The following is a 24795-nucleotide window of genomic DNA, read 5'->3' on the forward strand; positions in this document are numbered from 1 at the left end:
GCCCTGGGTGTCGTGACGCCGACCCGCTAGGTTTCCCGGGTGGAAGCCGGGACCGACCTCGCGCGGCGCTACTACGACGAGGTCGTCGGGCCGATCGTGCTCGGCCGCTGGCCCGGTCTGCCGCACGCGGCGGGACGCCTCGGGAGCGGGTCCGACGTGCTGGGGCTCGACGACGCGACGTCGCGCGACCACGACTGGGGCCTGCGTCTGACGCTGCTGGTCGACGAGCCGATGGTCGACGAGGTCGACGCGCTGCTCGATGCGGCGCTCCCTGGCACGTTCGCCGGTTACCCGACCCGGTTCCCGACCACGTGGAGCCCGCACGGTCCGCACCAGGTCGAGGTCGCGTCGCCGTCGGGCTTCACCACGTCCCGCCTGGGACTCGATGCGACGCGCCCGCTCAGCCTGGACGACTGGCTCGCGCTCACCGGTCAGGCGGTGCTCGAGGTCACCGCGGGTCCCGTCTTCGCGGACACCGACGGTCGGGTCACCGCGGCACGCGACCGCCTCGCCTGGTACCCGACCGACCTGTGGCGGTACGCGGTCGCCGTCGACTGGGCGCGGATGGGGCAGGAGCTGCCGTTCGTCGGCCGGACGGCGGAGCGCGGCGACGACCTCGGGTCGCGCGTCGTCGCCGCCCGGCTCGTGCGCGTCGCGATGCACCTCGGGTTCCTGCTCGAGCGGCGCTGGCCGCCGTACGGGAAGTGGTTCGGGACGGCGTTCGCCACGCTCCCGCGCGCCGCCGCCGCCGCGCCCGACCTCGCCGCCGCCCTCGCGGCGGACGACTGGAGATCCCGCGAGGTGGCGCTGTGCCGGGGTCTGGAGACCCTGCACGACCTCCAGGGCGCGGTGGGCCTCCCGACCGTGACCGACGTCGTCGTCCCGTTCTTCGACCGGCCGTACCGGGGGCTCGGGCCGGTGGCCGACGTGGTGACGGCAGCGATCCAGGACCCGGTGGTGCGGGCGCTGCCACCGGGCGTCGGGACGGTCGAGCAGTGGGTCGACGACGTCGACGTCCTCACGGACCCCGGCCGTCGCGTCGCCGCGGCGCGCGGTGTCGGGCAGGCTGGGACGACGACCCCGTGACCCGAGAGGAAGTCGTGCGATGACCTCGTCCGCCCCCACCCCGGACCCCCTGCCCCGCGGCGGGTGGCCCGGCGCCGAGACGCCTGATGACGCGCCCTGGTGGACGCGCTCGGTCGTGTACCAGGTGTACCCGCGTTCGTTCCAGGACACCGACGGCGACGGCGTCGGCGACCTCCCCGGGATCACCCGGCGCCTCGACCACCTGGAGCGGCTGGGGGTGGACGTCGTCTGGCTGTCCCCGGTGTACCGGTCGCCGCAGGCGGACAACGGGTACGACATCAGCGACTACGAGGACGTCGACCCGCTGTTCGGGTCGCTCGCGGACCTCGACGCGCTGATCGAGGGGCTGCACGCGCGCGGCATGAAGCTCGTCATGGACCTCGTCGTGAACCACACGAGCGACGAGCACCCGTGGTTCGTCGAGTCGCGCTCATCCGCGCAGAGCCCGCGGCGCGACTGGTACTGGTGGCGCCCCGCGCGCGCCGGCATGGAGCCGGGAGCACCGGGCGCCGAGCCGACCAACTGGCGCTCGTTCTTCGGCGGGAGCGCGTGGCGGTTCGACGAGGCGACGAGGGAGTACTACCTGCACCTGTTCGACACCAAGCAGCCGGACCTCAACTGGGAGAACCCGGAGGTCCGCCACGCGGTCTACGCGATGATGCGGCGGTGGCTGGACCGCGGCGTCGACGGGTTCCGCATGGACGTCATCAACCTCGTCTCCAAGGACGTCGCCCCCGACGGATCGCTGCCCGACGGCGAGGTGCACTGGGGGACGTTCGGCGACGGGAGCCCGCACTACACGGACGGGCCGCGCGTGCACGAGTTCCTCGCCGAGATGCACCGCGAGGTGTTCGCCCCGTACCTCGCGCAGGGCCGCGAGATCCTCACGGTGGGGGAGACTCCGGGCGTCACCGTCGAGCACGGCGTCCGGTACACCGCCCCCGACCGTCGCGAGGTCGACATGGTGTTCCAGTTCGAGCACATGGGCATCGACCACGGGGCGACGCGCTACGACCCGGTCAGGTGGGACCTCGCCGACCTCAAGGCGACGCTCGGCCGGTGGCAGGCCGGCCTCGCCGACCGCGGCTGGAACGCCCTCTACTGGGACAACCACGACCAGCCGCGCGTCGTCTCGCGCTTCGGCGACGACTCGCCCGCGCACCGCGTCGCGTCGGCCAAGGCGCTCGCGCTCCTGCTGCACCTGCACCGCGGCACGCCGTACGTCTACCAGGGCGAGGAGCTCGGCATGACGAACGCGCCGTTCACGCGCGTCGACCAGTACCAGGACGTCGAGTCGCTCGGGTACTTCCGCGAGCTCACCGGCCGCACGGGCGGCCCGCGGCTGCGCACCGACGGCGAGATGCTCGCCGTGCTCGCGCACGCGAGCCGCGACCACGCCCGCACCCCCGTGCAGTGGGACGCGAGCCCGAACGCCGGGTTCACGACCGGGACGCCGTGGCTCGAGGTCAACCCGAACCACACGGCGATCAACGCGGAGGCCGCGTGGGCCGACGAGGACTCGGTCCTGCACTTCTACCGGCGGCTCGTCGCCCTGCGTCGCGACGAGCCGGTCGTCGCGCTCGGCGACTTCCGCATGCTCCTCCCGGAGCACGAGGCGGTCTACGCGTTCACGCGCGGCCTCGACACGACGCGGACGGACGGGACCGTCGTGCGCGACGAGCTGCTCGTCCTCGTGAACGTGGGCGGGCAGCCCCAGGACCTGCCGGACGACGTCCTCGCCGGCTGGGAGGACGCGTCGACCCTGGTGGCCACGCACCCGGGCGGGCCCGACGCCGGAGGTCGGCCGGGCGCCGTCGGGCACCTGCTGCCGTGGGAGGGGCGGGTGCTCCGCCGGGTGGGCGAGGTCGCCGCACGTCCCAGTGCGTGAGACGGCCGCCTCGACACGTGACATCCCTGGGACATGGGCGTACAGTCCCAGACGTGCAGACGATCCTCCTTGTAGTACTTCCTGAGCGCGCCGGCTGAGGCCACGCCACCAGGCTTCGTCAGCGCGCTCACCCCTCGTCCAGCCCGGCATCCCGGGTCCGAGGGGTTTTTTGTTGCCACCACAACGCCATCAGCACGGCAGACAGACCGCGGCAGGCCCACCCGGCCACCGCGAGCGCCGCACCCGCGAGACCCGCGAGGACCGGCACCCGCACACCGCGACCAGCACGACCGCACCACCACGGTCGGCTCCGGTTCCCGGCGGCGCGCCCCACGGGGCGCCCGCCGGGCCGAGGCCACGACACGCAGGAGACACCATGGCCCAGGGTCCTACCCCGGCACCTCCGCGACCGGGCGCCCCGACGCCCGCCGCCGCGGCGCCGAAGCCCGCCCCGACACCCGCGTCGGTCGCCCCGCGCGGCGACGTCCGGCGCGCCGCCACGGCTCGACCGGCCGGCAGCACGCAGGGCACCTCGACCGGTGAGGAGATGACCGGCGCGCAGTCGATCGTCCGCTCCCTCGAGGAGGTCGGCGCCGAGGTCGTCTTCGGCATCCCGGGTGGCGCGATCCTCCCGACGTACGACCCGCTCATGGACTCGCAGCGGCTGCGCCACATCCTCGTCCGCCACGAGCAGGGCGGCGGCCACGCCGCGCAGGGCTACGCCCACGCGACCGGGAAGGTCGGCGTCACGATGGCGACCTCGGGCCCGGGCGCGACCAATCTCGTCACCCCCATCGCCGACGCGAACATGGACTCGATCCCGCTCGTCGCGATCACCGGCCAGGTCGCCGAGTCGCTGATCGGCACAGACGGCTTCCAGGAGGCCGACATCGTGGGCATCACCATGCCCATCACCAAGCACTCGTACCTGATCACCGACGCGGCCGACATCCCGCGCACCATCGCGGAGGCGTTCCACATCGCCTCGACGGGCCGCCCCGGCCCGGTGCTCGTGGACATCGCGAAGTCGGCGATGCAGTCGCGCACGACGTTCTCGTGGCCCCAGGACGTGCAGCTCCCGGGCTACCACCCGGTGACGAAGCCGCACAGCAAGCAGATCAAGGAGGCCGCGCGCCTGCTCGCGTCGGCCCGGCGCCCGGTGCTCTACGTGGGCGGCGGCGTGGTCCGGGCGAACGCGTCGGCCGAGCTGCGCCGCCTCGTCGACCTGTCGGGCGCACCGGTCGTCACGACGCTCATGGCGCGCGGCGCCGTGCCCGACACTCACCCCCAGAACCTCGGGATGCCCGGCATGCACGGCACCGTCCCCGCCGTGGCGGCGCTGCAGAAGGCCGACCTCGTCGTGTCCCTCGGCGCGCGCTTCGACGACCGCGTCACGGGCAAGCTCTCGAGCTTCGCGCCGCACGCGCAGATCGTGCACGCGGACATCGACCCCGCGGAGATCGGCAAGAACCGCGACGTGGACGTGCCGATCGTCGGCGACCTCAAGGAGGTCATCGCCGACCTGCTCCCGGAGCTCGAGCGCGAGCACGAGGCCAAGGGGAAGCCGGACGTCGAGGCGTGGTGGCGCCAGATCGACGACTGGCGCGAGACCTACCCGCTCGGGTACACCGAGCCCGACGACGGTCACCTCGCCCCGCAGCACGTCATCTCGCGTCTCGGCGAGATCTCCGGGCCCGAGTCGGTCTACGTCGCGGGCGTCGGCCAGCACCAGATGTGGGCCGCGCAGTTCATCCGGTACGAGCATCCGCGGACCTGGATCAACTCCGGCGGCCTCGGCACCATGGGCTTCTCGATCCCCGCGGCGATGGGCGCGAAGGTCGGCCGCCCGGACGCGACGGTCTGGGCGATCGACGGCGACGGCTGCTTCCAGATGACCAACCAGGAGCTCGCCACCTGCACGATCAACGAGATCCCCATCAAGGTCGCGCTGATCAACAACAGCTCGCTCGGCATGGTGCGCCAGTGGCAGACCCTGTTCTACGACAAGCGCTACTCCAACACCGACCTGCACACGGGCCAGGGCACGGCGCGCGTCCCCGACTTCGTCAAGCTCGCGGACGCGTACGGGTGCGAGGGCATCCGCGTCGAGTCGATGGGCGAGGTCGACGCCGCGATCAAGCGCGCGATGGAGATCGACGACCGACCCGTGGTCATCGACTTCAACGTCTCGCGCGACGCGATGGTGTGGCCGATGGTCGCCGCCGGCGTGAGCAACGACGACATCCAGTACGCGCGGGGCATCTCGCCCGCGTGGGACCGAGAGGACTGACCCGCCATGTCCCGCCACACCCTCTCCGTGCTCGTCGAGAACAAGCCCGGCGTGCTCACGCGCGTCGCGGGCCTGTTCGCCCGTCGCGCCTTCAACATCCACTCGCTCGCGGTCGGCCCGACCGAGCACGAGGAGATCTCGCGCATCACCGTCGTCGTCGACGTCGAGGAGCGCCCGCTCGAGCAGGTGACGAAGCAGCTCAACAAGCTGGTCAACGTCATCAAGATCGTCGAGCTCGACGCGGCCGCGTCCGTGCAGCGCGAGCTCCTGCTCGTCAAGGTCCGCGCCGACGGCGCGAACCGCACCGGCGTGCTCGAGGTCGTCAACCTGTTCCGCGCGAAGGTCGTCGACGTCGTGCCCGACGCCGTGACCATCGAGGCGACGGGCACCGGCGAGAAGCTGAACGCCCTGCTCGGCGCGCTCGAGCCGTACGGCGTGCGCGAGATCGTGAAGTCGGGGACCGTCGCCGTCGGGCGCGGCTCCCGCTCGATCACCGACCGCGCGCTGGAACGCGTGGTCCGCTCCGCCTGACGATCGCCTACCCTCGCACCAAGACCCGCACGGGCGTCGGTGCGCACCGATCGTCGTTCCACCGCGAGACATCGCAACAGACCCCCTGCACCGCAACGAAGAACCGAGGAGATCCATCGTGGCTGAGCTGTTCTACGACGACGACGCCGACCTGTCCATCATCCAGGCCAAGAAGGTCGCGATCGTCGGCTACGGGAGCCAGGGCCACGCGCACGCCCAGAACCTGCGCGACTCCGGCGTCGAGGTCGTCGTCGCGCTCCGCGAGGGCTCGAAGTCGACCGCCAAGGCCCAGGACGAGGGCTTCGAGGTGAAGTCCGTCGCCGACGCCGCGGCGTGGGCCGACCTGATCATGATCCTCGCGCCGGACCAGCACCAGCGCTCGATCTACAACGACGAGATCAAGCCGAACCTCGCCGCCGGCAAGACGCTCGCCTTCGCGCACGGCTTCAACATCCGGTTCGGCTACATCGAGGCCCCCGACGGCGTCGACGTCATCCTCATCGCGCCCAAGGCGCCGGGCCACACCGTGCGCCGCGAGTTCGTCGCGGGCCGCGGCATCCCCGACATCATCGCCGTCGAGAAGGACGCGTCGGGCCAGGCGTGGGACGTCGCGCTGTCGTACGCGAAGGCGATCGGCGGCACGCGTGCCGGCGTCATCAAGACGACGTTCACCGAGGAGACCGAGACCGACCTGTTCGGCGAGCAGGCCGTCCTCTGCGGCGGCGTGTCGCAGCTCGTCCAGTACGGGTTCGAGACCCTCACCGAGGCCGGCTACCAGCCGGAGATCGCCTACTTCGAGGTGCTGCACGAGCTGAAGCTCATCGTGGACCTCATGTGGGAGGGCGGCATCGCCAAGCAGCGCTGGTCCGTCTCCGACACCGCCGAGTACGGCGACTACGTCTCCGGCCCGCGCGTGATCGACCCGCACGTCAAGGAGAACATGCAGGGCGTCCTCGCGGACATCCAGTCCGGCGCGTTCGCCAAGCGGTTCATCGACGACCAGGACGCCGGCGCGCCGGAGTTCAAGGAGCTGCGCGAGAAGGCCGCGCAGCACCCGATCGAGAAGGTCGGCAAGGAGCTGCGCTCGCTGTTCGCGTGGAAGCAGCAGGACGCCGACTACACCGAGGGCAGCGCCGCACGCTGACGCAGGCAGGGCGACGAAGGAGCTCTTGCCGGAGTCGGCGGGAGGTGTCTGCCCGACCGTGAGAACCGAGGGCAGCGCCGCACGCTGACGCAGGCAGGGCGACGAAGGAGCTCTTGCCGGAGTCGGCGGGAGGTGTCTGCCCGACCGGGAACGTCAAGGGCAGCGCCGCACGCTGAGCCTGACGTCCGTCGCTCACCTCGAGGAGGGGCGGCGTCGTGCGCGATCTACCATCTGGCCTCGTGCCTCGGCCTTCGCCGGGCCCGCCACGATCGCGCACGACGCCGCCCTTCTTCGTGCTGTCGGGCGGCCACGGTCCTCGGGCCGGCACGATCACGACGGCCAATCACCTGGACGTGTGTCATCAGCACGTCGGCGGAGGGACGTCGACCTGTTGGAACCGACGAGGAGGTTGCCATGACCGCAGTCTCGTTCGCGCCGCGTGACGAGGATCTGGACCCGTACCTGGCTCCGCGCTGGGAGACGTCGGCCCTGCTGGTGATCGACACGCAGGTCGACTTCGCCGAGGGTGGCAGCACGCCGGTCGCGGGGACACGCGCGGTCGTTCCCGCGCTCGTCGCGCTCGTCGAGGCGTACCGGCGGGCCGGGCTGCCGGTCGTCCACGTCGTGCGCCTCTACGACGGGGACGACGTGGACCTGGTGCGGCGCCGGGCGATCGCCGACGGTGCGCGCGTCGTGTGGCCGGGGTCGCCAGGCTCCGCGATCCTCCCCGAGCTCGTGCCTGCGGGTGCGCCGTCGCTCGACCCCGACGTGCTGCTGGCCGGGCGGCCGCAGGTCCTCGGCCCCGACGAGGTCGTCGTGTGGAAGCCCCGGTGGAGCGCGTTCCACCGCACCCCGCTCGAGGGCCTCCTGCGCGAGCGCGGCGTCGACACGGTCGTCGTGGCGGGATGCAACTTCCCGAACTGCCCCCGCGCGACGCTCACCGACGCGAGCGAGCGCGACCTGCGCGCCGTCGTCGTGCCCGATGCCGTCTCGGGCACGACCGAGGAGGGCCTCGCTCAGGTCGCGGGCCTGGGTGTCGTGCTCCGCTCGTCGTCGGCCGTCGTCGCGGCGGTGGCCGGGTCCGTCGGCGCGCGCGACACGAGGGGGACGAAACGCGAGAGACCGGGCACATCGCCCCTCGGTGCGCCACGATAGGGGCATGACCCGACAGGCGGACGAGGGGGAACCGGTGACGGACGACGTGGTGCTGGACGAGAGGGCGGCGGAGATCGTCGCGTTCTGGGAGCTGGCGCGGCCGAGCGCCGGGATGGCGCGGGTGGGCGTGGTCACCGGCACCACGGTCCCCGAGACGGTGCCGCCGCCCGCGTGGTCGTTCGGCGACAACCCCGCGCTGGCCGACGGCCTGCTCGCGGCGGTGCTGAGCGGGGAGAAGACGGCGACGTCGTCCGCCCTGTGGGAGTACGAGGACTCGGGGGAGCCCGTCCCGCGCGTCGGCGAGCTGTCGATCCTGCTCGACGGGGAAGGCCACCCGCGGGCGCTCGTCCGCACGACGTCGGTCGAGATCGTCGCGTTCGAGGACGTCGACGCGGACTTCGCCCTGGCGGAGGGGGAGGACGACGGCTCGCTCGAGTCGTGGCGCGACGGTCACGAGACGTACTTCCGCCGCGTGCTGGAGCGCGAGTTCGCTCCTGACATGCCGCTCGTGTGCGAGCGGTTCGAGCTGCGCTACCCGCACTGAGGCGGGGATGAGCGGTGACCGGCCGTGCCACGGTCGGCCGGCCACCGCTCGCGGGGCAGGTGAAGAGGACTACCCCGGGATCGACGACGTGCCGACCGGGTGGTCCGGTCGACCCGCTGCGGCGAGCAGGAGCGTGCGCACGTCCTGCGCGACGACGGAGCGCGCCCCGCGCAGGACCGCGAGCTCGGGCACGGCGCTCGCGACGACCGCTCCCGTCCGCTGGTCGGTGCCGCGGAGCGCGGCGGCCGTGGCCTCGGCGAGCGCCGCGCCGCACGCGACGCCCGTCGGCCCGCCGAGCACGACGGCGTCGGGCTCGAGGATCGCGACGACGGGCTGGAGCACGATCGCGACGCGGCGGGCGAGGTCCTGCACGAGCTCGCGGACGGCGGCCGTGTCGTGATGCTCGCGGACCGCGGCGACCGCCGCGGCGTACGGGGTGGTCGCCGTGACCCCGGGGACGCCCGCCCGGGCGCAGAGCTCGACGAGCCGCAGGCCCCCGACGAGGTCCTGCACGTTGACGGAGTCGTCGATGTCCGTGGCGGGGACGGGGAGGTAGCCGATCTCGCCGGCACCGCCCGAGGTGCCGTGGTGGACGCGGCCGTCGAGCCACGCCCCCATGCCGATGCCCTCGCCGAGCCACAGCAGGGCGAAGCTCTGCTCGTCCCGGCCGGCGTCGCGCTCGGCGATCGCGGCGAGGTTCACGTCGTTCTCGACGCGCACGTCGATGCCGAGCGCGTCCTCGAGATGTCCCCGCAGCCCTTCGCGCGGCCAGCCGGGCAGCTCGCCGACGAGGGCGATGTCGCCCGTGCGCGGCGCGACGGCCGCCTGGACGCCGACGACGGCGGTCGCCACGCGTGCGACCGGGATGCCCGCGTCCGCGCACGCCTCGTCGCGCGCCGTGCGGACGTCGGTCGCGGCCGCGCGGTCCGGGCCCGCGGTGACGGTGGTCTCGCCGAGCGTCCGGCCGAGCGCGTCGACCACACTGGCCCGCACGCCGTCGGGCACGACGTCGAGCGCCAGCCCGACGAGGACGTCGGTGCGTGCGGCGTACTGTGTCGCCTGCGGCCCGCGCGCCCCCTGCACGGAGCCGGTCGGCTCGATGAGACCGGACTGCTCGAGCCGTGCGACGATCTGCGAGGCCGTCGGTCGGGACACGCCCGTGCTGTCGCCGATCTGGGACCGGGTGAGCGGTCCGGCGTCGAGCAGGAGCTCGAGCGCCGCGCGATCGTTGATCGTGCGGAGCAGCCCCGGCGTGCCGGGGATCCTCGACGAGGTGGGCGCGGTCATGGCGTTCCTTCGAGCGGGTTTTAGGAAAGTTTCCTAATAGTGCACGGTCCCGCCCTGTCGTGCAACTCGGACGCCGGCGAGGCGCAGTCCGAGACGTGAGACCCCCGTCCCGAGGGGTGGCGCGGCGGCGTACGCTCACCGCATGACGCGCACCATTGATCTGGCAGTCGTGGCCGGGGACGGCATCGGTACCGAGGTCGTCGAGCAGGGTCTCGCCGTGCTCGAGGCCGCCGTGTCCGGCTCGGACGTGAAGGTCTCCACGACGCCGTTCGACCTGGGTGCGCGCCGCTGGCACGCGACGGGCGAGACGCTCACCGACGCGGACCTCGAGGCGATCCGCGGCCACGACGCGATCCTCCTGGGCGCGATCGGCGACCCCAGCGTCCCGTCGGGCGTGCTCGAGCGCGGTCTGCTGCTCAAGCTCCGCTTCGCGCTCGACCACTACGTGAACCTGCGCCCGGGCAAGCTGTACCCGGGCGTCACCTCGCCCCTCGCCGACCCGGGCGAGATCGACTTCGTCGTGGTGCGCGAGGGCACCGAGGGCCCGTACGTCGGCAACGGCGGCTCGCTGCGCACCGGCACGCCCCACGAGATCGCGACCGAGGTCTCCCTCAACACCGCGTTCGGCGTCGAGCGCGTCGTGCGCGACGCGTTCGCCCGTGCGCAGGCGCGCCCGCGCAAGCACCTCACGCTCGTGCACAAGCACAACGTCCTCGTGCACGCGGGCCACCTGTGGCGCCGGACGGTCGAGGCCGTCAACGCCGAGTTCCCCGACGTCACGACGGACTACCTGCACGTCGACGCGGCGACCATCTTCCTCACGACGAAGCCGTCGCGGTTCGACGTCATCGTCACGGACAACCTCTTCGGCGACATCCTCACGGACCAGGCCGCCGCGATCACGGGCGGGATCGGCCTCGCCGCGTCCGCGAACATCAACCCCGACCGCACGGCGCCGTCGATGTTCGAGCCCGTGCACGGCTCGGCCCCGGACATCGCCGGGCAGGGCAAGGCCGACCCGACGGCGACCGTCCTGTCCGTCGCCCTCCTCCTCGACCACCTGGGCCTCGCCGCCGAGGCGAAGCGCGTCGAGGCGGCCGTCGCGGCCGACCTCGCCGAGCGGGGGAGCCGAGTACGCTCGACGGCCGAGGTGGGCCGCGAGCTCGCCGCTCGCGTCGCCGGCTGACACGCCGCCCGGGTCCGCACGGACCCGGGCACCGGTTCGCCCGCAGTCCCCGCACCTCGGTCGTCATCGCCCCAGGACCGGATCCCTCCCGTTCTGACCCGGTGACGCCCCTGCCGCCGTCGTGCCCTCGCGGGGATCGCCGCACGAGCCGTACGGTCGTGGAAAACTAGGCGGAGACCACCCGGGTCGCCAGGTGAAAGGCCTCATGATGAGCACCCTTGCAGCGCAGCACCAGCCGTCGTCCTCGGAGGAGGACCTCGTCGCCCTGTTCGACGTCCGCCCGACCGACGCCCCGACGCCGCCCGCCGAGCGCGAGACCGCGATCGCGGCCCCGAAGTTCGGCACGGTCTTCACGGACCACATGGCGCGGATCAGCTGGAACTCGACCGACGGCTGGGTCGACCGCCGCATCGAGAAGTACGGCCCCCTCCTGCTGGACCCGGCGACCGCCGTCCTGCACTACGCGCAGGAGATCTTCGAGGGCATGAAGGCGTACCGCCACGCCGACGGGTCGGTGTGGACGTTCCGCCCCGAGGCCAACGCGGCGCGCTTCGCCCGCTCGGCCCACCGCCTCGCCCTCCCCGCGCTGTCCGTCGACGACTTCGTCGGCTCGATCACGGCGCTCGTGCGCACGGACGTCGACTGGGTGCCCAGCGGCGACGAGGCGAGCCTCTACCTGCGCCCGTTCATGTACGCGTCGGAGGCGTTCCTCGGCGTGCGTCCCTCGCTCGAGGCCGAGTACCTGGTGATCGCCTCCCCGGTCGGTCCCTACTTCTCGGGCGGCGTGAAGCCCGTGTCGATCTGGGTCGACCGCGAGTACAGCCGCGCGGGCGCCGGGGGCACCGGCGACGCGAAGTGCGGCGGCAACTACGCCTCCAGCCTGCTCCCGCAGGTGGTCGCGCAGCAGCACGGGTGCGAGCAGGTGTGCTTCCTCGACTCCGGGACGCGCACGTTCCTCGAGGAGCTCGGCGGCATGAACGTGTTCGTCGTCAAGGCGGACGGCTCGGTCGAGACGCCCGAGCTCAGCGGCTCGATCCTCGAGGGCGTCACGCGCTCGTCGATCATCCGCCTCCTCACCGACCGCGGGCACGACGTGGTCGAGCGCAGGATCCCCCTCACCGACGTCCTCGCCGGGATCCGGGACGGCTCCGTGACCGAGGTGTTCGCGTGCGGCACGGCCGCCGTCATCACCCCGATCGGACGCCTCGCGGGGTCCGACTTCGACCACACCATTGGTGGGGGTGAGGCCGGGACGCTCACGATGGCGATCCGGACCGAGCTCACCGACATCCAGACCGGGCGCGCCGCCGACCGCCACGGCTGGCTGCGCCGCCTCGCCTGAGCCCCGTCGTCGTGCGGGCCGGTCAGCGTGGACGCGCCGGCCGGTGGGTCAGAGGGCGGTCGCCGGCCGCACGACGATCGTCCGCCCGGCGACGCCCGCGAGCAACGACCAGACCGCGATGCCGATCAGCAGGTTGATGAGCCCGGACAGTGCCGCCGCCGTGACGTCGCTCGACCAGGCGAACGGGAGCACGGCGATCACCACGACGACCAGCGCCATGATCCAGCCGAAGAACGCGCGCGGGCGCGGCGTGCTGAGGATGAGCAGGTGCAGCACGCCTGCGGCGAGGACCGCGAGGATCGCCCCGTCGATCGCCCAGGCCGCCTGGCGCGACCCTGTGCCGAACAGGTCCGGCGGCGGCACCAGCGTGATCGAGAAGATCCGCTCGAAGATGATCACGCCGAGCAGCCCGATGAGCGCGGCGACGAGCGCCGTCGCCGCAGCGCCCGCCCAGAACCGGCCGGCCTCGACCGCGAGGCGCGGGTCGGCCGGATTGACGGGCGGCCTCTGCTCGGGGAAGCCGGCCTGCGGGTCCGTCGGGGGGATCGCGGGTGGCTGGGCGTGCTGCTGCGGCACGGGCGGCTGCCCGTAGCGGCGCGTCGGGGGGTTCTGCGGGTCGTAGCCGCCCGGCGTCGGGTCGCTCATCGTCACTCCTCGGTCGGTCGCCGCCGCGCCCGAGGGCGGTGGGCGGCTCGGTGGATGGACGCTCGTGTCCATCCTCGCGGAACCTGTGGCACCATGTGCCCTGTGACACACCTCGTCTCCCAGCTCATTATCGAGTAGCGCGCCCGGTAGCACCCACCGGACGCGCAGACCTCCCGCACCCTCGGGGGGTTTTTTTGTTGCTGGGCACCACCCCCGCCCGGCGGCACGGATGCCGGGCCTCCCGCCTCACGAGGGCCCGCCCGGCGTCCCGGGAGACGGACCAGAGGGACGGACGCCCCGGCGTCCGCGACACGACGAACGGCAGGAAGAGGCACCATGACCTCGGCGACGACCCCCGTGACCGGTACCCGCGAGCCCCGGGTCTTCCACGTCTACGACACGACCCTGCGCGACGGCGCGCAGCAGGAGGGCATGAACCTCTCCGTCGCCGACAAGCTCGCCATCGCGCCGCTGCTCGACGAGCTCGGGGTCGGGTTCATCGAGGGCGGCTGGCCCGGTGCGGTCCCCAAGGACACGGAGTTCTTCCGCCGCGCGGCCAAGGAGCTCGACCTGCGCCACGCCGTGCTCGCGGCGTTCGGCTCGACCCGCAAGGCCGGGCTGCGCGCGTGGGACGACCCGCAGGTCCGGGCGCTCGTCGACTCCGAGGCGCCCGTCGTGACGCTCGTCGCCAAGTCGGACGTGCGGCACGTCGAGCGCGCGCTGCGCACGACGCCCGACGAAGGCCTCGCGATGATCACCGACACCGTGTCGTTCCTCGTGGGCGAGGGCCGGCGGGTCGTCGTCGATGCGGAGCACTTCTTCGACGGCTACCGGTACGACCCGGCGTTCACACGGTCCGCCGTGCAGGCCGCGTTCGAGGCCGGGGCCGAGGTCGTGGCGCTGTGCGACACCAACGGCGGGATGCTGCCGACCTGGGTCGTCGAGGTCGTCGAGGAGCTGCGCGACGCCGTCGGGCTCCCGCACGGGCGCGTCGCGCTCCCGGGCGACGCGCTGCTCGGCATGCACGCGCACAACGACTCCGGGTGCGCGGTGGCGAACACCCTCGCGGCCGTCGAGGCGGGTGCGGCCCACGTGCAGGGGACGGTCAACGGGTACGGGGAGCGCACGGGCAACGTCGACCTCCTCACGGTCGTCGCGAACCTCGAGCTCAAGCACGGGCTGCGGACCCTGACCGGGGAGGGCCTGGAGGAGGCCACGCGCATCTCGCACGCGATCAGCGAGATCACCAACATCTCGCCGTACGCGCGTCAGCCGTACGTCGGCGCGAGCGCGTTCGCGCACAAGGCCGGCCTCCACGCGAGCGCGATCAAGGTCGACCCCGACCTCTACCAGCACATCGACCCGACGGCGGTCGGCAACGACATCCGCATGCTCGTCTCCGACATGGCCGGCCGCGCGTCGATCGAGCTCAAGGGCCGCGAGCTCGGGTTCGACCTGTCGGGGCAGGGCGAGCTCCTCACGCGCGTGACCAACCGGGTCAAGGACGACGAGGCCAACGGGTACACCTACGAGGCCGCGGACGCCTCGTTCGAGCTGCTGCTCCGCGAGGAGATCACGGGCGAGCGTCCCCCGTACTTCCGCGTCGAGAGCTGGCGCACGATCGTCGAGCGGGCCGGGTCGCGCGGTACCGAGGCCACGGCCGAGGCGACCGTCAAGCTCCACGCCGGGGGAGAGCGCATCGTCACGACCGGCGAGGGCAACGGGCCCGTCAACGCGCTCGACCACGCGCTGCGGCTCGCGCTCGGTCGCGTCTACCCCGAGATCGACGTGTTCGAGCTCATCGACTTCAAGGTCCGCATCCTCGACACCGAGCAGGGGACCGACGCGATCACGCGCGTGCTCATCGAGACGACCGACGGCTCGACGTCGTGGTCGACGGTCGGCGTCGGACCGAACCTCATCGAGGCGGCCTGGGAGGCGCTGACCGACTCCGCGATCTACGGGCTGGTCCACGCGGGGGTCGACCCTCGCTGAGCCGTCGCCGGACGGTCGTGACCGACGTCTCCCGCCGAGCCGCCGCCCCGCGGGCTTAGGGTGGACGGGTGCGTGGTGAGTACAAGGTCCCTGGTGGCAAGCTCGTGGCGGTCGACGTCGAGGTGGAGGCCGGGCGGCTCGCCCGCGTCGCGGTGAGCGGCGACTTCTTCCTCGAGCCGGACGACGCGCTCGAGGACATCGACGGCGCGCTGACGGGCATGCCGGAGACGGCGACGGTCGCGCAGCTCGCGAGCGCCGTCCAGGGCGCGCTCGGCGAGGACGTCACGATGATCGGCTTCTCGCCGGAGGCGGTGGCCATCGCCGTCCGGCGAGCCCTCGGGCACGCGACGGGCTGGGGCGACCACACGTTCGAGATCGTGCACGAGGGTCCGGAGGAGCCGGCGATGCACCTCGCGCTCGACCAGGTCCTCACCGAGGAGCTCGACGCCGGCCGCCGCGGCCCGACGCTGCGGATCTGGGAGTGGGCGTCGCCCGCCGTGATCATCGGATCGTTCCAGTCGCTGCGCAACGAGGTGGACCCGGAGGGCGCGGAGCGCCACGGCGTGACCGTCGTGCGCCGCATCTCCGGCGGGGGCGCGATGTTCGTCGAGCCGGGGAACACCATCACCTACTCGCTCTACGTCCCGGGCTCCCTCGTCGAGGGCCTGAGCTTCGAGCGCTCGTACGCGTTCCTCGACGACTGGGTGCTCGGTGCGCTCGCGGACGTCGGCGTCGAGGCGACGTACAAGCCGCTCAACGACATCGCGTCGCCCGCGGGCAAGATCGCGGGCGCAGCGCAGAAGCGGCTGCGCGGGGGAGCGGTGCTCCACCACGTGACGATGGCGTACGACATCGACGCGGACAAGATGACCGAGGTGCTGCGGATCGGTCGCGAGAAGCTCTCGGACAAGGGCACGACGAGCGCGAACAAGCGCGTCGACCCGGTGCGCTCGCAGACGGGCATGGCGCGCGAGGACGTCATCGAGGCGTTCAAGGCGCACTTCCGGTCGCGCTACCGCACGGTCGAGGGCAAGGTCACGCCCGAGGAGCGCGAGCGCGCCCAGGAGCTCGCGCGGACGAAGTTCTCGACGCCGGAGTGGACCGCGCGCGTCCCGTGACGCCGTCACCCGTGAGGTAGAGCCGCCGGTCGCGAGGTAGGGCTCCCCGGGTTCTACGTCGCGACGGCGGGTTCTACCTCGGCGTGGGACGCGGGCCGAAGACGGCGGTGCCGACGCGGACGATCGTCGCGCCTTCCGCGACGGCGAGCTCGAGGTCGCCGCTCATGCCCATGGAGAGCTCGCGCGCGTCGGCGGTGCCCGGGGCGCCCGAGCCCACGACGGCGTCGCGCACCGCGCGCAGGCGCGCGAAGCCCGCGCGCACCACCGTCTCGTCCGGCGAGTTCGCGCCGATCGTCATGAAGCCCCGCAGACGCAGACCCTCGAGCGCGGCGACGGCGGTCGCGAGGGCGACGGCGTCGTCGGGCCGGACGCCCGACTTGGACTCCTCGCCCGAGACGTTCACCTGGACGAGCACGTCGAGCACGCGGCCGTCGCGCGCGCAGCGTGCCGCGAGCGCCTCGGCGAGCGCGAGCGAGTCCACGCTCTCGACGCCCGTCGCCGTCGCGAGGACCTGGTTGACCTTGTTGCGCTGGAGGTGCCCGATCATGTGGACCTCGACACGCCCCGCCGCCACGAGGTCGGCGAGGTCTGGCGCCTTGGCGACCAGCTCCTGCACGCGGTTCTCGCCGACCAGGTCCGCGCCCGCCTCGACGACCGCGCGCACGGCGTCCGCGGGCTGCGTCTTGGTCGCCACGAGCAGCCGCACGTCCGACGTCGCGCGCCCGGCCGTGCGGGCGGCGTCGTCGACCCGGGTCCGCACCCGGGCGAGGTTCTGCGCGATCTGCGCGGGCAGCACGGACGAGGGGTCGGGGAGGGGCATGCGGTCAGTCTAGGTAGTCGCTCGCGCGTTGGGTTGCGGGACATGCTCGGTTTCGCCCTGTTCGCTGGCGCCTACAGCGATAGTGAATATCGGTAGCTGCCGAGGGGTCGCAACGTCAGCACACAGGGCGCCGGCGAGCACGTTGCAGACGTTCTCCCATGTTCCGTCGTGCGTCCAGACGGTGAAGTAGTGGGACGGGGTGCTGGTCGATCCGTAGACGTCGCGAAGTGTTGGCCAGGCGGCGCCGGAGCGAGCCTTGGCGAAGATCGCGTCGACGCTTCTCCGTACGCGGTCCCCTCGGCCCCTGGGCAGGAGGGGAGCGACGGAGTCCCATTCCTCGTCCGACAGATCCTGAGGCAGCACGCCGATCCCGCGTGCTCTGTGCCACGCCGCGGCGGCGCACGGCGCTCCGCCGCGGCGGGCTTCACGGTCCTCCACGACCGTCACGGTGACGTCCAGCTGGTTCAGCGCGACCCGGCGGAGTTCCGGCCGTGTGATGTCGCGGAGTGACGCGATCGTCCACTCGAGACCCGCACGACGTGACACGTGCGGGAGAGGCTCGTCGGAGCGACGGCCGTCCAGCATCTTGCAGACCGAACGCCAGACGTGGTTGTCCACGAGGTCCGCATCGAGGGTCGCGCACGTGCACGGGGAGCGATCGACCCGGTAGCGACCCCGACAGCGGTACCCGCGGTAGCCCCAGGAGAGCGTGCTGGAGTCGGCGCCCGTGTAGGTCTCGCCGCAGGGAGACGTCATCCTCCCGGAGAGTGGGTACACCGACCGCTCGCGCGCTGGTGAAGTTCGGCGAAAACGCACGACGAGTGCGTCCGCATCGTCCTCGCTGACGATCCTCGGAAGCGAGATCGTGACGCTCGCGCCCCAGAGCGGGTTGCCGTCCGGGGACCGGAGGGCATGCCGCCCGCGGAAGTGGATGGCGGCATCGATGACTGCGGAGGAGAGGACCCTGCTCCGTAGGTTGCCCTCGGTCCAGGGACGACCCGAACGGGTCGGTCGCCCCTCGGCGTTGAGCCGCGCCGCAGCCGCGGCGAACGACATGCCGTCGCGCAGGAGGAGGTCGACCACCTCGGTGATCGTGCGTGCTTCCGAGAGGTCGATCTCCAGGTGCGACGCATAGTGCTTCTCCCGGGCGACGCGGTACCCGAACGGCGGTCTTCCACCGATGTGAGGGGCACCGGTTGCCTGGGCCTTTGCTTGAATCCCGCCTTGTGTCCGACGGCGTAGGTCGTCGACCTCGGCAACTGCGTGCGCAGCGAGGAGTTCGACGGCCGGGCGCCCCAACCGGTACAGATCATCGACCCGCAGCGCCGAGACCGCTGTCGGGACCCCAGCGCCTGCCAGTCCCTCCACGGCGTCCCACACGCCTCGCCCAGAACCGAGTCGGTCGATGCTCTCGATCACCACCATGTCGAACTCGCGTCGTCCAGCGGCGGCCATGAGTGCCGAGAAGGCAGGCCGCCGGGATGGCTGGACGAGTCGTGAGACGCCGAGGTCCACGAACGATCGGAGATAGTGCCACGAGCCGTCCTCTGCGAAGGCACGGATGGCGTTCTCCTGGCGAACGAGTTCGAACCGATCTCCCTGCTGTGTTCGACTGACCCGTTGATACCCGACGGCGCGCGAGCCCACCGACATGTTGGACCGAGCTTCCACGGAGCACCCCTGCTGCTTGTGTCACGGCCGACCACCGGCACGCTGCTGGTCGGGAGCGTAGCTGTCGGGTCCGACAACCTCTGTGCCCTGCAGAGATTCGGTGCTACCGCGCGATCGGGGCCGTCGCGCCCGCCGTGAGGCGCAGGAGGTCCGACGGTGCGAGGCCGACGTCGAGGCCGCGGCGGCCGCCCGAGACGTAGACGGCGTCGAACGCGAGCGCGGAGTCGTCGAGGAACGTGCGGTGACGCTGCTTCTGGCCGAGCGGCGAGATGCCGCCGACGACGTAGCCCGTCGCGCGCTCCGCCGCGGCGGGCTCGGCCATGGCCGCCTTCTTGCCGCCCGCCGCCTTGGCGAGGGCCTTGAGGTCGAGCTGGCGGTCGACGGGCACGACGCCCACGACGAGCGCGGCGCCGTCGACGACGGCGAGCAGGGTCTTGAACACCTGCTCCGCGGGCACCCCGATCGCCGCCGCGGCCTCCAGGCCGTAGGACAGGTCGCTCGACGGGTCGTGCTCGTACGGGTGCAGCGTGTGGGCGACGCCCTCGCGCTCGAGGAGCGCGACCGCGGGCGTGCCGGCGTGCGCGGACGACTTCGACTTCTTGGCCACGGGCCGATTCTGCCGCAGAGCCGCGCTACACGTTGACGTCGAGCAGCGACCCGATCGCGTAGGTCACGCCCATCGCGACCGCGCCGCCGACGACGGTCCGGACCGTCGCGCGCCGGGTCGGTGCGTTCCCGAGGCGGGCCGAGCCCCAGCCCGTGAGCACGAGCGCGAGCACGACGGCGACGAACGTCAGCGGGATGCGCACGGTCTCCGGCGCGAGGAGGATCGCCGCGAACGGCAGCAGGCCGCCCACCGTGAACGACACGATGGAGGCGACCGCGGCCTCCCACGGGCTCGTGAGCTCGTCGGGGTCGATGTGGAGCTCGGCGTCGGCGTGCGCGGCGAGCGGGTCGCGCTCGGTGAGCTGGACGGCGACCTGGCGCGCGAGGTCCGGCGTCAGCCCCTTCGCCTCGTAGATCCCCGTGAGCTCCTCGAGCTCGGCGTCCGGCATCTCGGCGAGCTCGCGCCGCTCGGTCGCGAGCAGCGCCCGCTCGGTGTCGCGCTGCGTGCTCACCGAGACGTACTCGCCCGCAGCCATGGACAGCGCGCCCGCGAGGAGCGCCGCCCCGCCTGCCGTCGCGATGACGGGGATCGACGTGCTCGTCGCTGCGACGCCCACGACGACGCCCGCCGTCGAGACGATGCCGTCGTTGGCGCCCAGGACCCCGGCACGCAGCCGGTTGAGACGTGACCCGGTGCTCTCCGGGTGGTGGGGCTCGCCGGGGTGCTGGCCGTTGCGCGGTGCGTCGCTCATGGGTTCCACCGTAGGGGCCTGCCGGCGCGGCGCGACCCGGACCGCGCGGGCTCCTGCACGACCGGCCGACGTCGCAATGAGCGTGCGCCGCCAGTACGCGGTGAGGTCTGATCGGGGCATGGTGATCGAGCTGGAGACCCCGGAGGTCGACGAGCTGGGCGAGGCCCTGGACGCGCTGCGGACGTGGCAGGACGACGCGGCGCCGCTGCAGCTGCATCCCGGCGACGTGGGCTGGTTCTGGCGGTTCGGCGCGACGGCGACCGCCGCCGCGGTCCGGACGTGGCGCCGCGACGGACGGGTCGTCGCCGTCGGGCTGCTCGACGGCCCCGACCTGCTCCGCCTGGGGATCGCACCGGACCTGCAGCGCGACGACGAGCTCGCGCGGCGCCTCGCCGAGGACGCCGGGCGACCCGAGCGCGGAGTGCTCGGGGAGGGCGGTGCGTCGGTCGAGGCGCCGGTGGGTGCCCTCGTGGACGAGCACCTGGCCGCGGCGGGGTGGCGCGTCGACGAGCGGTGGGCGCTCCTGCGCCGCGACCTGGCCGCCCCGGTCGAGGACCCGGGCGTCCGGGTGCGTGAAGTCGGGCCGTCGGAGGCGGCCGCGTGGGCCGAGGCGCTGCGCTCGTCGTTCGGCGGGACGCGGGCCGCGCCGGAGCGCTGGCACGCCCTGGCGACCGGGCTCCCGTACGCCGACGCGCGCTGCCTCGTCGTGCAGGACGGCCCACCCGTCGTCGGCGACCCGGCCGACATCGCCACCGGGTCCGCGGCGGCGGTGATCGCCGTGTGGTCGGCCGGCCCGGGCCGACCCGGGCTGATCGAGCCCATGGGCGTGCACGCCGAGCACCGGGGCCGCGGTCTCGGCCGCGCGGTCACTCTCGCCGGGCTGGCGGCGCTCCGCGCGCTGGGCGCCTCGAGCGCGCTCGTCGCGACGCCGGCGTCCAACGTCGGAGGCGTCGCCACCTACGTCTCGGCGGGCTTCACCCACCTGCCCGAGCGGTTCGACCGGCGGCGCGAGGCGCGGTGACCGCTCCGCCCGCGACGCCCGCCGTGAGACCGTCGGCGCAGGTCGTACCCCGTCCCCTACGCTGCTCGGCGTGACGCAGGGGAACTTCACGGACGACCGACCGACCACACGCGCGGAGCGCTACGAGCACGGGCGGGGGGTGTTCGGCTCGGTCAACGCGACCGCGGGCGCCGTCCTCGCCGACGCGCTCGCGGACGTCTCGCCCGAGCTGGAGCACCAGATCTCGGCCTGGGCCTACGGCGAGATCTACGCGCGACCGCAGCTGGAGCCGCGCGACCGGCAGCTCGTCACGCTCGGGATGCTCAGCGCCCTCGGCGGGTGCGAGCCCCAGCTCGAGATCCACGTCCGCACCGCGCTCGACGTCGGTCTCACGCCGGCCGAGATCGTCGAGGCGCTGCTGCAGTCCGCCGTCTACTGCGGGTTCCCGCGGGCGCTCAACGCGACGGCCGTGGCCAAGCAGGTCTTCGCCGAGCGCGGGCTGCTGCCGGTCGACTGAGCGGCCAGGGCGGCGGCGCCCCGACCCCCGCGACCGGCTGGTGGTACCCGGCCCCGTGGCGCCCGGCCGGTGGTGGTGCGCGACCCCGTGGCGCCCGGCCGCGGCGCTCGTCGGGGCGCCGGTCTACAGCGGCCCGACGGCCAGCACGGTCACGACCGGCTCGCCCGCCTCGTCGCTCGCCGCGAGGTCGACGCTCGCCGTGATCGCCCAGTCGTGGTCCCCGGCGGGGTCGTCGAGCACCTGCCGCACGAGCCACGTGCCCGCGGGGACGACCCCGCCGGGGGCGTGCTCCGCCGTCGGGCCCTCGTGGCCCGCGGGCAGCTCCGCGCCCGCCTCGACGACCCGGAAGAGTGCCGCCGACCGGGCGCCGGGGCCGATCCCGACCGCGTCGTCGCCCTGGTCCTCGAAGAGCGGGTCGAGCGCGTCGCCCCACGCGTCCGCGTCCCAGCCGGCGCCGCCGTCGAGCGCGCCGAGCGCGCGGTAGTCCTCGCGGGACGCGAGCTCGACGCGGCGGAACAGCGCGTTGCGCACGAGCCGCCGGAACGAGCGCGGGTTGCCCGTGACCGGCCGGGTCGGTGCCTCGGCGCCGGCCCCGGAGAGCGGGCCGTCGCCGACCTCGGTGTCCGCGTCGTCGTCGACCGGGTGCGCCAGGCGCTCCCACTCGTCGAGCAGCGACGAGTCGACGCCGCGCACCAGCTCGCCGAGCCACTCGACGATCTCCTGCACCTCCTCGGTGCGGTGCTCCTCCGGGACCACCTGCCGCAGCGCGCGGTAGGCGTCCGCGAGGTAGCGCAGCACGACGCCCTCCGTGCGCTCGAGACCGTAGACGGACACGAACTCCGCGAACGTCATCGCGCGCTCGACCATGTCGCGGACCACGGACTTGGGGGAGAGCTCGGCGTCGGCGACCCACGGGTTGGACCGCTTGTACATCGCGAACGCGGGCGCCAGCAGCTCCTCGAGCGGCTTGGGCCACGTGATCTCCTCGAGCAGCGCCATGCGCTCCTCGTACTCGTACCCCTCGGCCTTCATCGCGGCCACGGCCTCACCCTTGGCGGCGTTCTGCTGCGCGTAGAGCACCTGGCGCGGGTCGTCGAGCGTGGCCTCGATGACGGAGACGACGTCGAGCGCGTGGGTCGCGCCCTCGACGTCGAGCAGGTCCAGGGCCGCGAGCGCGAACGGCGACAGCGGCTGGTTGAGCGCGAACTCGCGCGGCAGGTCGCCGACGAGGCGCACGCTCGGACGGTACCCCTCCGGGCGCGACGGGTCCTCGACGCGGACCCGCTCGACGATCCCCGCCACGCGCAGCGAGCGGTAGATGCGCAGCGTCTGGCGCACGTGCTCGCGGCGCTGGGTGTCCGTGTCGTGGTTCGCGAGCAGCAGGTGCCGCATCGCCTCGACGGGGTCGCGGCGCGGGTCGGCGGGGTCGACGTGCCCACGGCCGTGCTGGGCCGTGCGCGCGAGGACGTTGAGGACCATCGCGTGCGTGACGGTGAAGTGGCTGGTCAGGGGCTCGGGCTCGGCGTCGCGCAGGCGCTCGAACGTCGCGTCGGTCCAGTTGACCGAGCCCTGCGGCGCCTTCTTGCGGACGATCTTCTTGAGCTTCTTCGGGTCGTCGCCCGCCTTGGCGAGCATCTTGCGGTTCTCGATGACGTGGTCGGGCGCCATGACGAGCACCTCGCCCACGGTGTCGTACCCGGCGCGGCCCGCGCGTCCGGCGATCTGGTGGAACTCGCGCGCGGTGAGGTGGCGCATACGCTCGCCGTCGAACTTCACGAGGCTCGTGAGCAGCACGGTGCGGATCGGCACGTTGATACCGACGCCGAGCGTGTCCGTGCCGCACACCACCTTGAGCAGCCCCGCCTGCGTGAGGCGCTCGACGACGCGCCGGTACTTGGGCAGCATGCCCGCGTGGTGCACGCCGACGCCGTGCCGCAGGAACTTGCTCAGCGTCTTGCCGAACCCGGTCCCGAAGCGGAAGTCGCCCAGCTCGGCGGCGATCGCCTCCTTCTCGGACTTCGTCGCGACGTTCATCGACAACAGCGACTGCGCGCGCTCGACAGCGTCCTTCTGCGTGAAGTGCACGACGTACACGGGCGCGCGGCGCGTGCTGACGAGCTCCTCGATGACCTCGGTGAGCGGCTCGACGACGTAGCTGAAGTGCAGCGGGACCGGCCGCTCGGCCGTGGTGACCTCGGCGACGGGGCGCCCGGTGCGCTCCTCGAGCTCCTCGACGAACCGCGTGGTGTCGCCGAGCGTCGCCGACATGAGCAGGAACTGGGTGTGCGGCAGCTCGAGCAGGGGCACCTGCCACGCCCAGCCGCGCTGCGGGTCGGCGTAGAAGTGGAACTCGTCCATGACGACCTGGGAGATCGCGTCCTCGTCGACAGGTCCGGCAGCGGCGCCGTCGCCGCCGCCGCGGCGCAGCGCGATGTTCGCGAGGATCTCCGCCGTGCAGCAGATGATCGGGGCGTCGGGGTTCACGGCGGAGTCGCCCGTCGTCATGCCGACGTTCTTGGACCCGAACGCCGCGACGAGCGCGAAGAACTTCTCGCTCACGAGCGCCTTGAGCGGCGCGGTGTAGTACGTGCGGCCGCCGCGACCCGAGCGGTGCGCGGCGAGCGCGGCGAACTGCGCGCCCATCGCGACGAGGGACTTCCCCGAGCCGGTGGGCGTCGAGAGGATGACGTGCGAGCCGGTGACCAGCTCGATGAGCGCCTCGCTCTGGTGCGGGTAGAGCTCGAGACCCTGCTCCGTCGCCCAGGTGGTGAACCCCTCGTAGAGCGCGTCCGGGTCGGGAGCCTTGCCCGTCGGTGCGGGCACGTGCGCGAGGAGAGCCGGGGTGCGGCCGGTCGTGGTGGTCACGGGACGAGTCTGTCAGGTGTGGAGCGCCGGGGTCGTCGGCAGCCGGTCGCGCCGGCCGCGGGGCCGGTGCGGATCTGGCGCCGCCGAACCCGGGGTCGTTCCCCGGTTCCGGGCCGGACCGGGGGACAATCCCGGGCTCGGGAGATCGGGAGATCGGGGCACAAGGGGTTGATAGCGCTGTCAACGTGTGCGAGGGTATGCCGCGGGAACGGCGTCGTGGCCGGGCCTGGACTCCGAGTCATCGACGACCACCGACCCCACGTCGCCGTGGGACCAAGGGGAGCACCACATGCGGATAGACAGCGCTGTCAACGCTGATCGCGATCCATTCCCGGCCCGTACCGGACCGTCCC

General features: G+C 72.9%; 20 protein-coding genes. 13 read left to right on the forward strand and 7 right to left on the reverse strand.

Translation table 11 applies throughout. The features are described from left to right. The first annotated feature begins 39 nt into the window (after window positions 1-39). The 7 genes from ACZ402_RS05215 to ACZ402_RS05245 all read left to right on the forward strand — a co-directional run bounded on the left by ACZ402_RS05215 (window position 40) and on the right by ACZ402_RS05245 (window position 8638). Window positions 40-1086, forward strand: a complete 1047-nt coding sequence (locus ACZ402_RS05215; RefSeq protein WP_375824651.1) for a DUF4037 domain-containing protein — start codon at window positions 40-42, stop codon at window positions 1084-1086. 19 nt (window positions 1087-1105) lie between these two features. Further along, a complete protein-coding gene (locus tag ACZ402_RS05220; protein WP_375824649.1) occupies window positions 1106-2974 on the forward strand; it encodes a glycoside hydrolase family 13 protein in 1869 nt (622 codons plus the stop codon). A gap of 376 nt (window positions 2975-3350) precedes the next feature. Continuing rightward, window positions 3351-5264, forward strand: a complete 1914-nt coding sequence (locus ACZ402_RS05225) for an acetolactate synthase large subunit (protein ID WP_375824648.1) — start codon at window positions 3351-3353, stop codon at window positions 5262-5264. Window positions 5265-5270: 6 nt separating this feature from the next. Continuing rightward, a complete protein-coding gene (ilvN, locus tag ACZ402_RS05230) occupies window positions 5271-5795 on the forward strand; it encodes an acetolactate synthase small subunit (RefSeq protein WP_047232530.1) in 525 nt (174 codons plus the stop codon). Between the two features lie 118 nt (window positions 5796-5913). Next, window positions 5914-6939 (forward strand): ketol-acid reductoisomerase, encoded by a 1026-nt coding sequence (gene ilvC / locus ACZ402_RS05235; RefSeq protein WP_375824647.1) that lies wholly within the window; start codon window positions 5914-5916, stop codon window positions 6937-6939. Between the two features lie 414 nt (window positions 6940-7353). Continuing rightward, window positions 7354-8094 carry a cysteine hydrolase family protein gene (locus ACZ402_RS05240; RefSeq protein ID WP_375824646.1) on the forward strand — a complete coding sequence of 247 codons (741 nt, stop codon included), beginning with the start codon at window positions 7354-7356 and terminating at the stop codon, window positions 8092-8094. A 4-nt stretch (window positions 8095-8098) separates the two neighbouring features. Then, a complete protein-coding gene (locus tag ACZ402_RS05245) occupies window positions 8099-8638 on the forward strand; it encodes an ASCH domain-containing protein (RefSeq protein ID WP_375824645.1) in 540 nt (179 codons plus the stop codon). Between the two features lie 69 nt (window positions 8639-8707). Here the strand turns inward: ACZ402_RS05245 and ACZ402_RS05250 are convergent, their stop codons facing one another. Further along, on the reverse strand, window positions 8708-9925 hold the full coding sequence (locus ACZ402_RS05250; RefSeq protein ID WP_375824644.1) for an ROK family transcriptional regulator: 1218 nt from the start codon (window positions 9923-9925) through the stop codon (window positions 8708-8710). A gap of 142 nt (window positions 9926-10067) precedes the next feature. Between ACZ402_RS05250 and ACZ402_RS05255 the strand changes: the two genes are divergently transcribed. Together ACZ402_RS05255 and ACZ402_RS05260 are read left to right on the forward strand one after the other, a co-directional pair. Continuing rightward, window positions 10068-11111 (forward strand): 3-isopropylmalate dehydrogenase, encoded by a 1044-nt coding sequence (locus ACZ402_RS05255; RefSeq protein ID WP_375824643.1) that lies wholly within the window; start codon window positions 10068-10070, stop codon window positions 11109-11111. A 208-nt stretch (window positions 11112-11319) separates the two neighbouring features. Further along, the gene (locus ACZ402_RS05260) at window positions 11320-12453 is read left to right on the forward strand and encodes a branched-chain amino acid aminotransferase (protein ID WP_375824642.1); all 1134 of its coding nucleotides are present in this window, start codon (window positions 11320-11322) and stop codon (window positions 12451-12453) included. Between the two features lie 48 nt (window positions 12454-12501). Here the strand turns inward: ACZ402_RS05260 and ACZ402_RS05265 are convergent, their stop codons facing one another. Further along, window positions 12502-13098 carry a hypothetical protein gene (locus tag ACZ402_RS05265; RefSeq protein WP_375824641.1) on the reverse strand — a complete coding sequence of 199 codons (597 nt, stop codon included), beginning with the start codon at window positions 13096-13098 and terminating at the stop codon, window positions 12502-12504. 336 nt (window positions 13099-13434) lie between these two features. On the opposite strand from ACZ402_RS05265, the gene cimA reads away from it, so the two are divergent. Both cimA and ACZ402_RS05275 read left to right on the forward strand, forming a co-directional pair. Next, the gene (gene cimA / locus ACZ402_RS05270; RefSeq protein WP_375824640.1) at window positions 13435-15093 is read left to right on the forward strand and encodes a citramalate synthase; all 1659 of its coding nucleotides are present in this window, start codon (window positions 13435-13437) and stop codon (window positions 15091-15093) included. Between the two features lie 68 nt (window positions 15094-15161). Continuing rightward, window positions 15162-16211: a lipoate--protein ligase family protein gene (locus ACZ402_RS05275; protein WP_375824639.1), complete on the forward strand. Its 1050-nt coding sequence runs from the start codon at window positions 15162-15164 to the stop codon at window positions 16209-16211. A 73-nt stretch (window positions 16212-16284) separates the two neighbouring features. On the opposite strand, the gene ACZ402_RS05280 is transcribed toward ACZ402_RS05275, so the two are convergent. The 4 genes from ACZ402_RS05280 to ACZ402_RS05295 form a co-directional block, all read right to left on the reverse strand. After that, window positions 16285-17031: a YggS family pyridoxal phosphate-dependent enzyme gene (locus ACZ402_RS05280; protein ID WP_375824638.1), complete on the reverse strand. Its 747-nt coding sequence runs from the start codon at window positions 17029-17031 to the stop codon at window positions 16285-16287. 9 nt (window positions 17032-17040) lie between these two features. Further along, the gene (locus tag ACZ402_RS05285; protein ID WP_375824637.1) at window positions 17041-18702 is read right to left on the reverse strand and encodes a recombinase family protein; all 1662 of its coding nucleotides are present in this window, start codon (window positions 18700-18702) and stop codon (window positions 17041-17043) included. Window positions 18703-18805: 103 nt separating this feature from the next. Next, window positions 18806-19309 (reverse strand): Cys-tRNA(Pro) deacylase, encoded by a 504-nt coding sequence (gene ybaK / locus ACZ402_RS05290; protein WP_375824636.1) that lies wholly within the window; start codon window positions 19307-19309, stop codon window positions 18806-18808. A 25-nt stretch (window positions 19310-19334) separates the two neighbouring features. Next, window positions 19335-20060 carry a VIT1/CCC1 transporter family protein gene (locus ACZ402_RS05295; RefSeq protein ID WP_375824635.1) on the reverse strand — a complete coding sequence of 242 codons (726 nt, stop codon included), beginning with the start codon at window positions 20058-20060 and terminating at the stop codon, window positions 19335-19337. A gap of 118 nt (window positions 20061-20178) precedes the next feature. Between ACZ402_RS05295 and ACZ402_RS05300 the strand changes: the two genes are divergently transcribed. Then, window positions 20179-21081, forward strand: coding sequence for a GNAT family N-acetyltransferase (locus ACZ402_RS05300; protein ID WP_375824634.1), 903 nt, complete (start codon window positions 20179-20181; stop codon window positions 21079-21081). 70 nt (window positions 21082-21151) lie between these two features. Then, a complete protein-coding gene (locus ACZ402_RS05305) occupies window positions 21152-21577 on the forward strand; it encodes a carboxymuconolactone decarboxylase family protein (protein WP_375824633.1) in 426 nt (141 codons plus the stop codon). Window positions 21578-21700: 123 nt separating this feature from the next. Here ACZ402_RS05305 and ACZ402_RS05310 read toward each other — a convergent pair whose 3' ends face one another. Beyond that, window positions 21701-24442 carry a DEAD/DEAH box helicase gene (locus ACZ402_RS05310; RefSeq protein WP_375824632.1) on the reverse strand — a complete coding sequence of 914 codons (2742 nt, stop codon included), beginning with the start codon at window positions 24440-24442 and terminating at the stop codon, window positions 21701-21703. Between the last annotated feature and the right edge of the window lie 353 nt (window positions 24443-24795).

This window comes from Cellulosimicrobium sp. NPDC030954 (assembly GCF_055571305.1).

Bases quoted from the DNA above. Each gene is read 5' to 3' on its own strand.
- ACZ402_RS05295 (WP_375824635.1), bottom strand. From the start codon at position 20,060: ATGAGCGACGCACCGCGCAACGGCCAGCACCCCGGCGAGCCCCACCAC.
- ACZ402_RS05260 (WP_375824642.1), top strand. From the start codon at position 11,320: ATGAGCACCCTTGCAGCGCAGCACCAGCCGTCGTCCTCGGAGGAGGAC.
- ACZ402_RS05265 (WP_375824641.1), bottom strand. From the start codon at position 13,098: ATGAGCGACCCGACGCCGGGCGGCTACGACCCGCAGAACCCCCCGACG.
- ACZ402_RS05280 (WP_375824638.1), bottom strand. From the start codon at position 17,031: ATGCCCCTCCCCGACCCCTCGTCCGTGCTGCCCGCGCAGATCGCGCAG.
- ACZ402_RS05220 (WP_375824649.1), top strand. From the start codon at position 1,106: ATGACCTCGTCCGCCCCCACCCCGGACCCCCTGCCCCGCGGCGGGTGG.
- ACZ402_RS05250 (WP_375824644.1), bottom strand. From the start codon at position 9,925: ATGACCGCGCCCACCTCGTCGAGGATCCCCGGCACGCCGGGGCTGCTC.
- ACZ402_RS05245 (WP_375824645.1), top strand. From the start codon at position 8,099: ATGACCCGACAGGCGGACGAGGGGGAACCGGTGACGGACGACGTGGTG.
- ACZ402_RS05255 (WP_375824643.1), top strand. From the start codon at position 10,068: ATGACGCGCACCATTGATCTGGCAGTCGTGGCCGGGGACGGCATCGGT.
- cimA (WP_375824640.1), top strand. From the start codon at position 13,435: ATGACCTCGGCGACGACCCCCGTGACCGGTACCCGCGAGCCCCGGGTC.
- ACZ402_RS05300 (WP_375824634.1), top strand. From the start codon at position 20,179: ATGGTGATCGAGCTGGAGACCCCGGAGGTCGACGAGCTGGGCGAGGCC.
- ACZ402_RS05240 (WP_375824646.1), top strand. From the start codon at position 7,354: ATGACCGCAGTCTCGTTCGCGCCGCGTGACGAGGATCTGGACCCGTAC.
- ilvN (WP_047232530.1), top strand. From the start codon at position 5,271: ATGTCCCGCCACACCCTCTCCGTGCTCGTCGAGAACAAGCCCGGCGTG.
- ACZ402_RS05225 (WP_375824648.1), top strand. From the start codon at position 3,351: ATGGCCCAGGGTCCTACCCCGGCACCTCCGCGACCGGGCGCCCCGACG.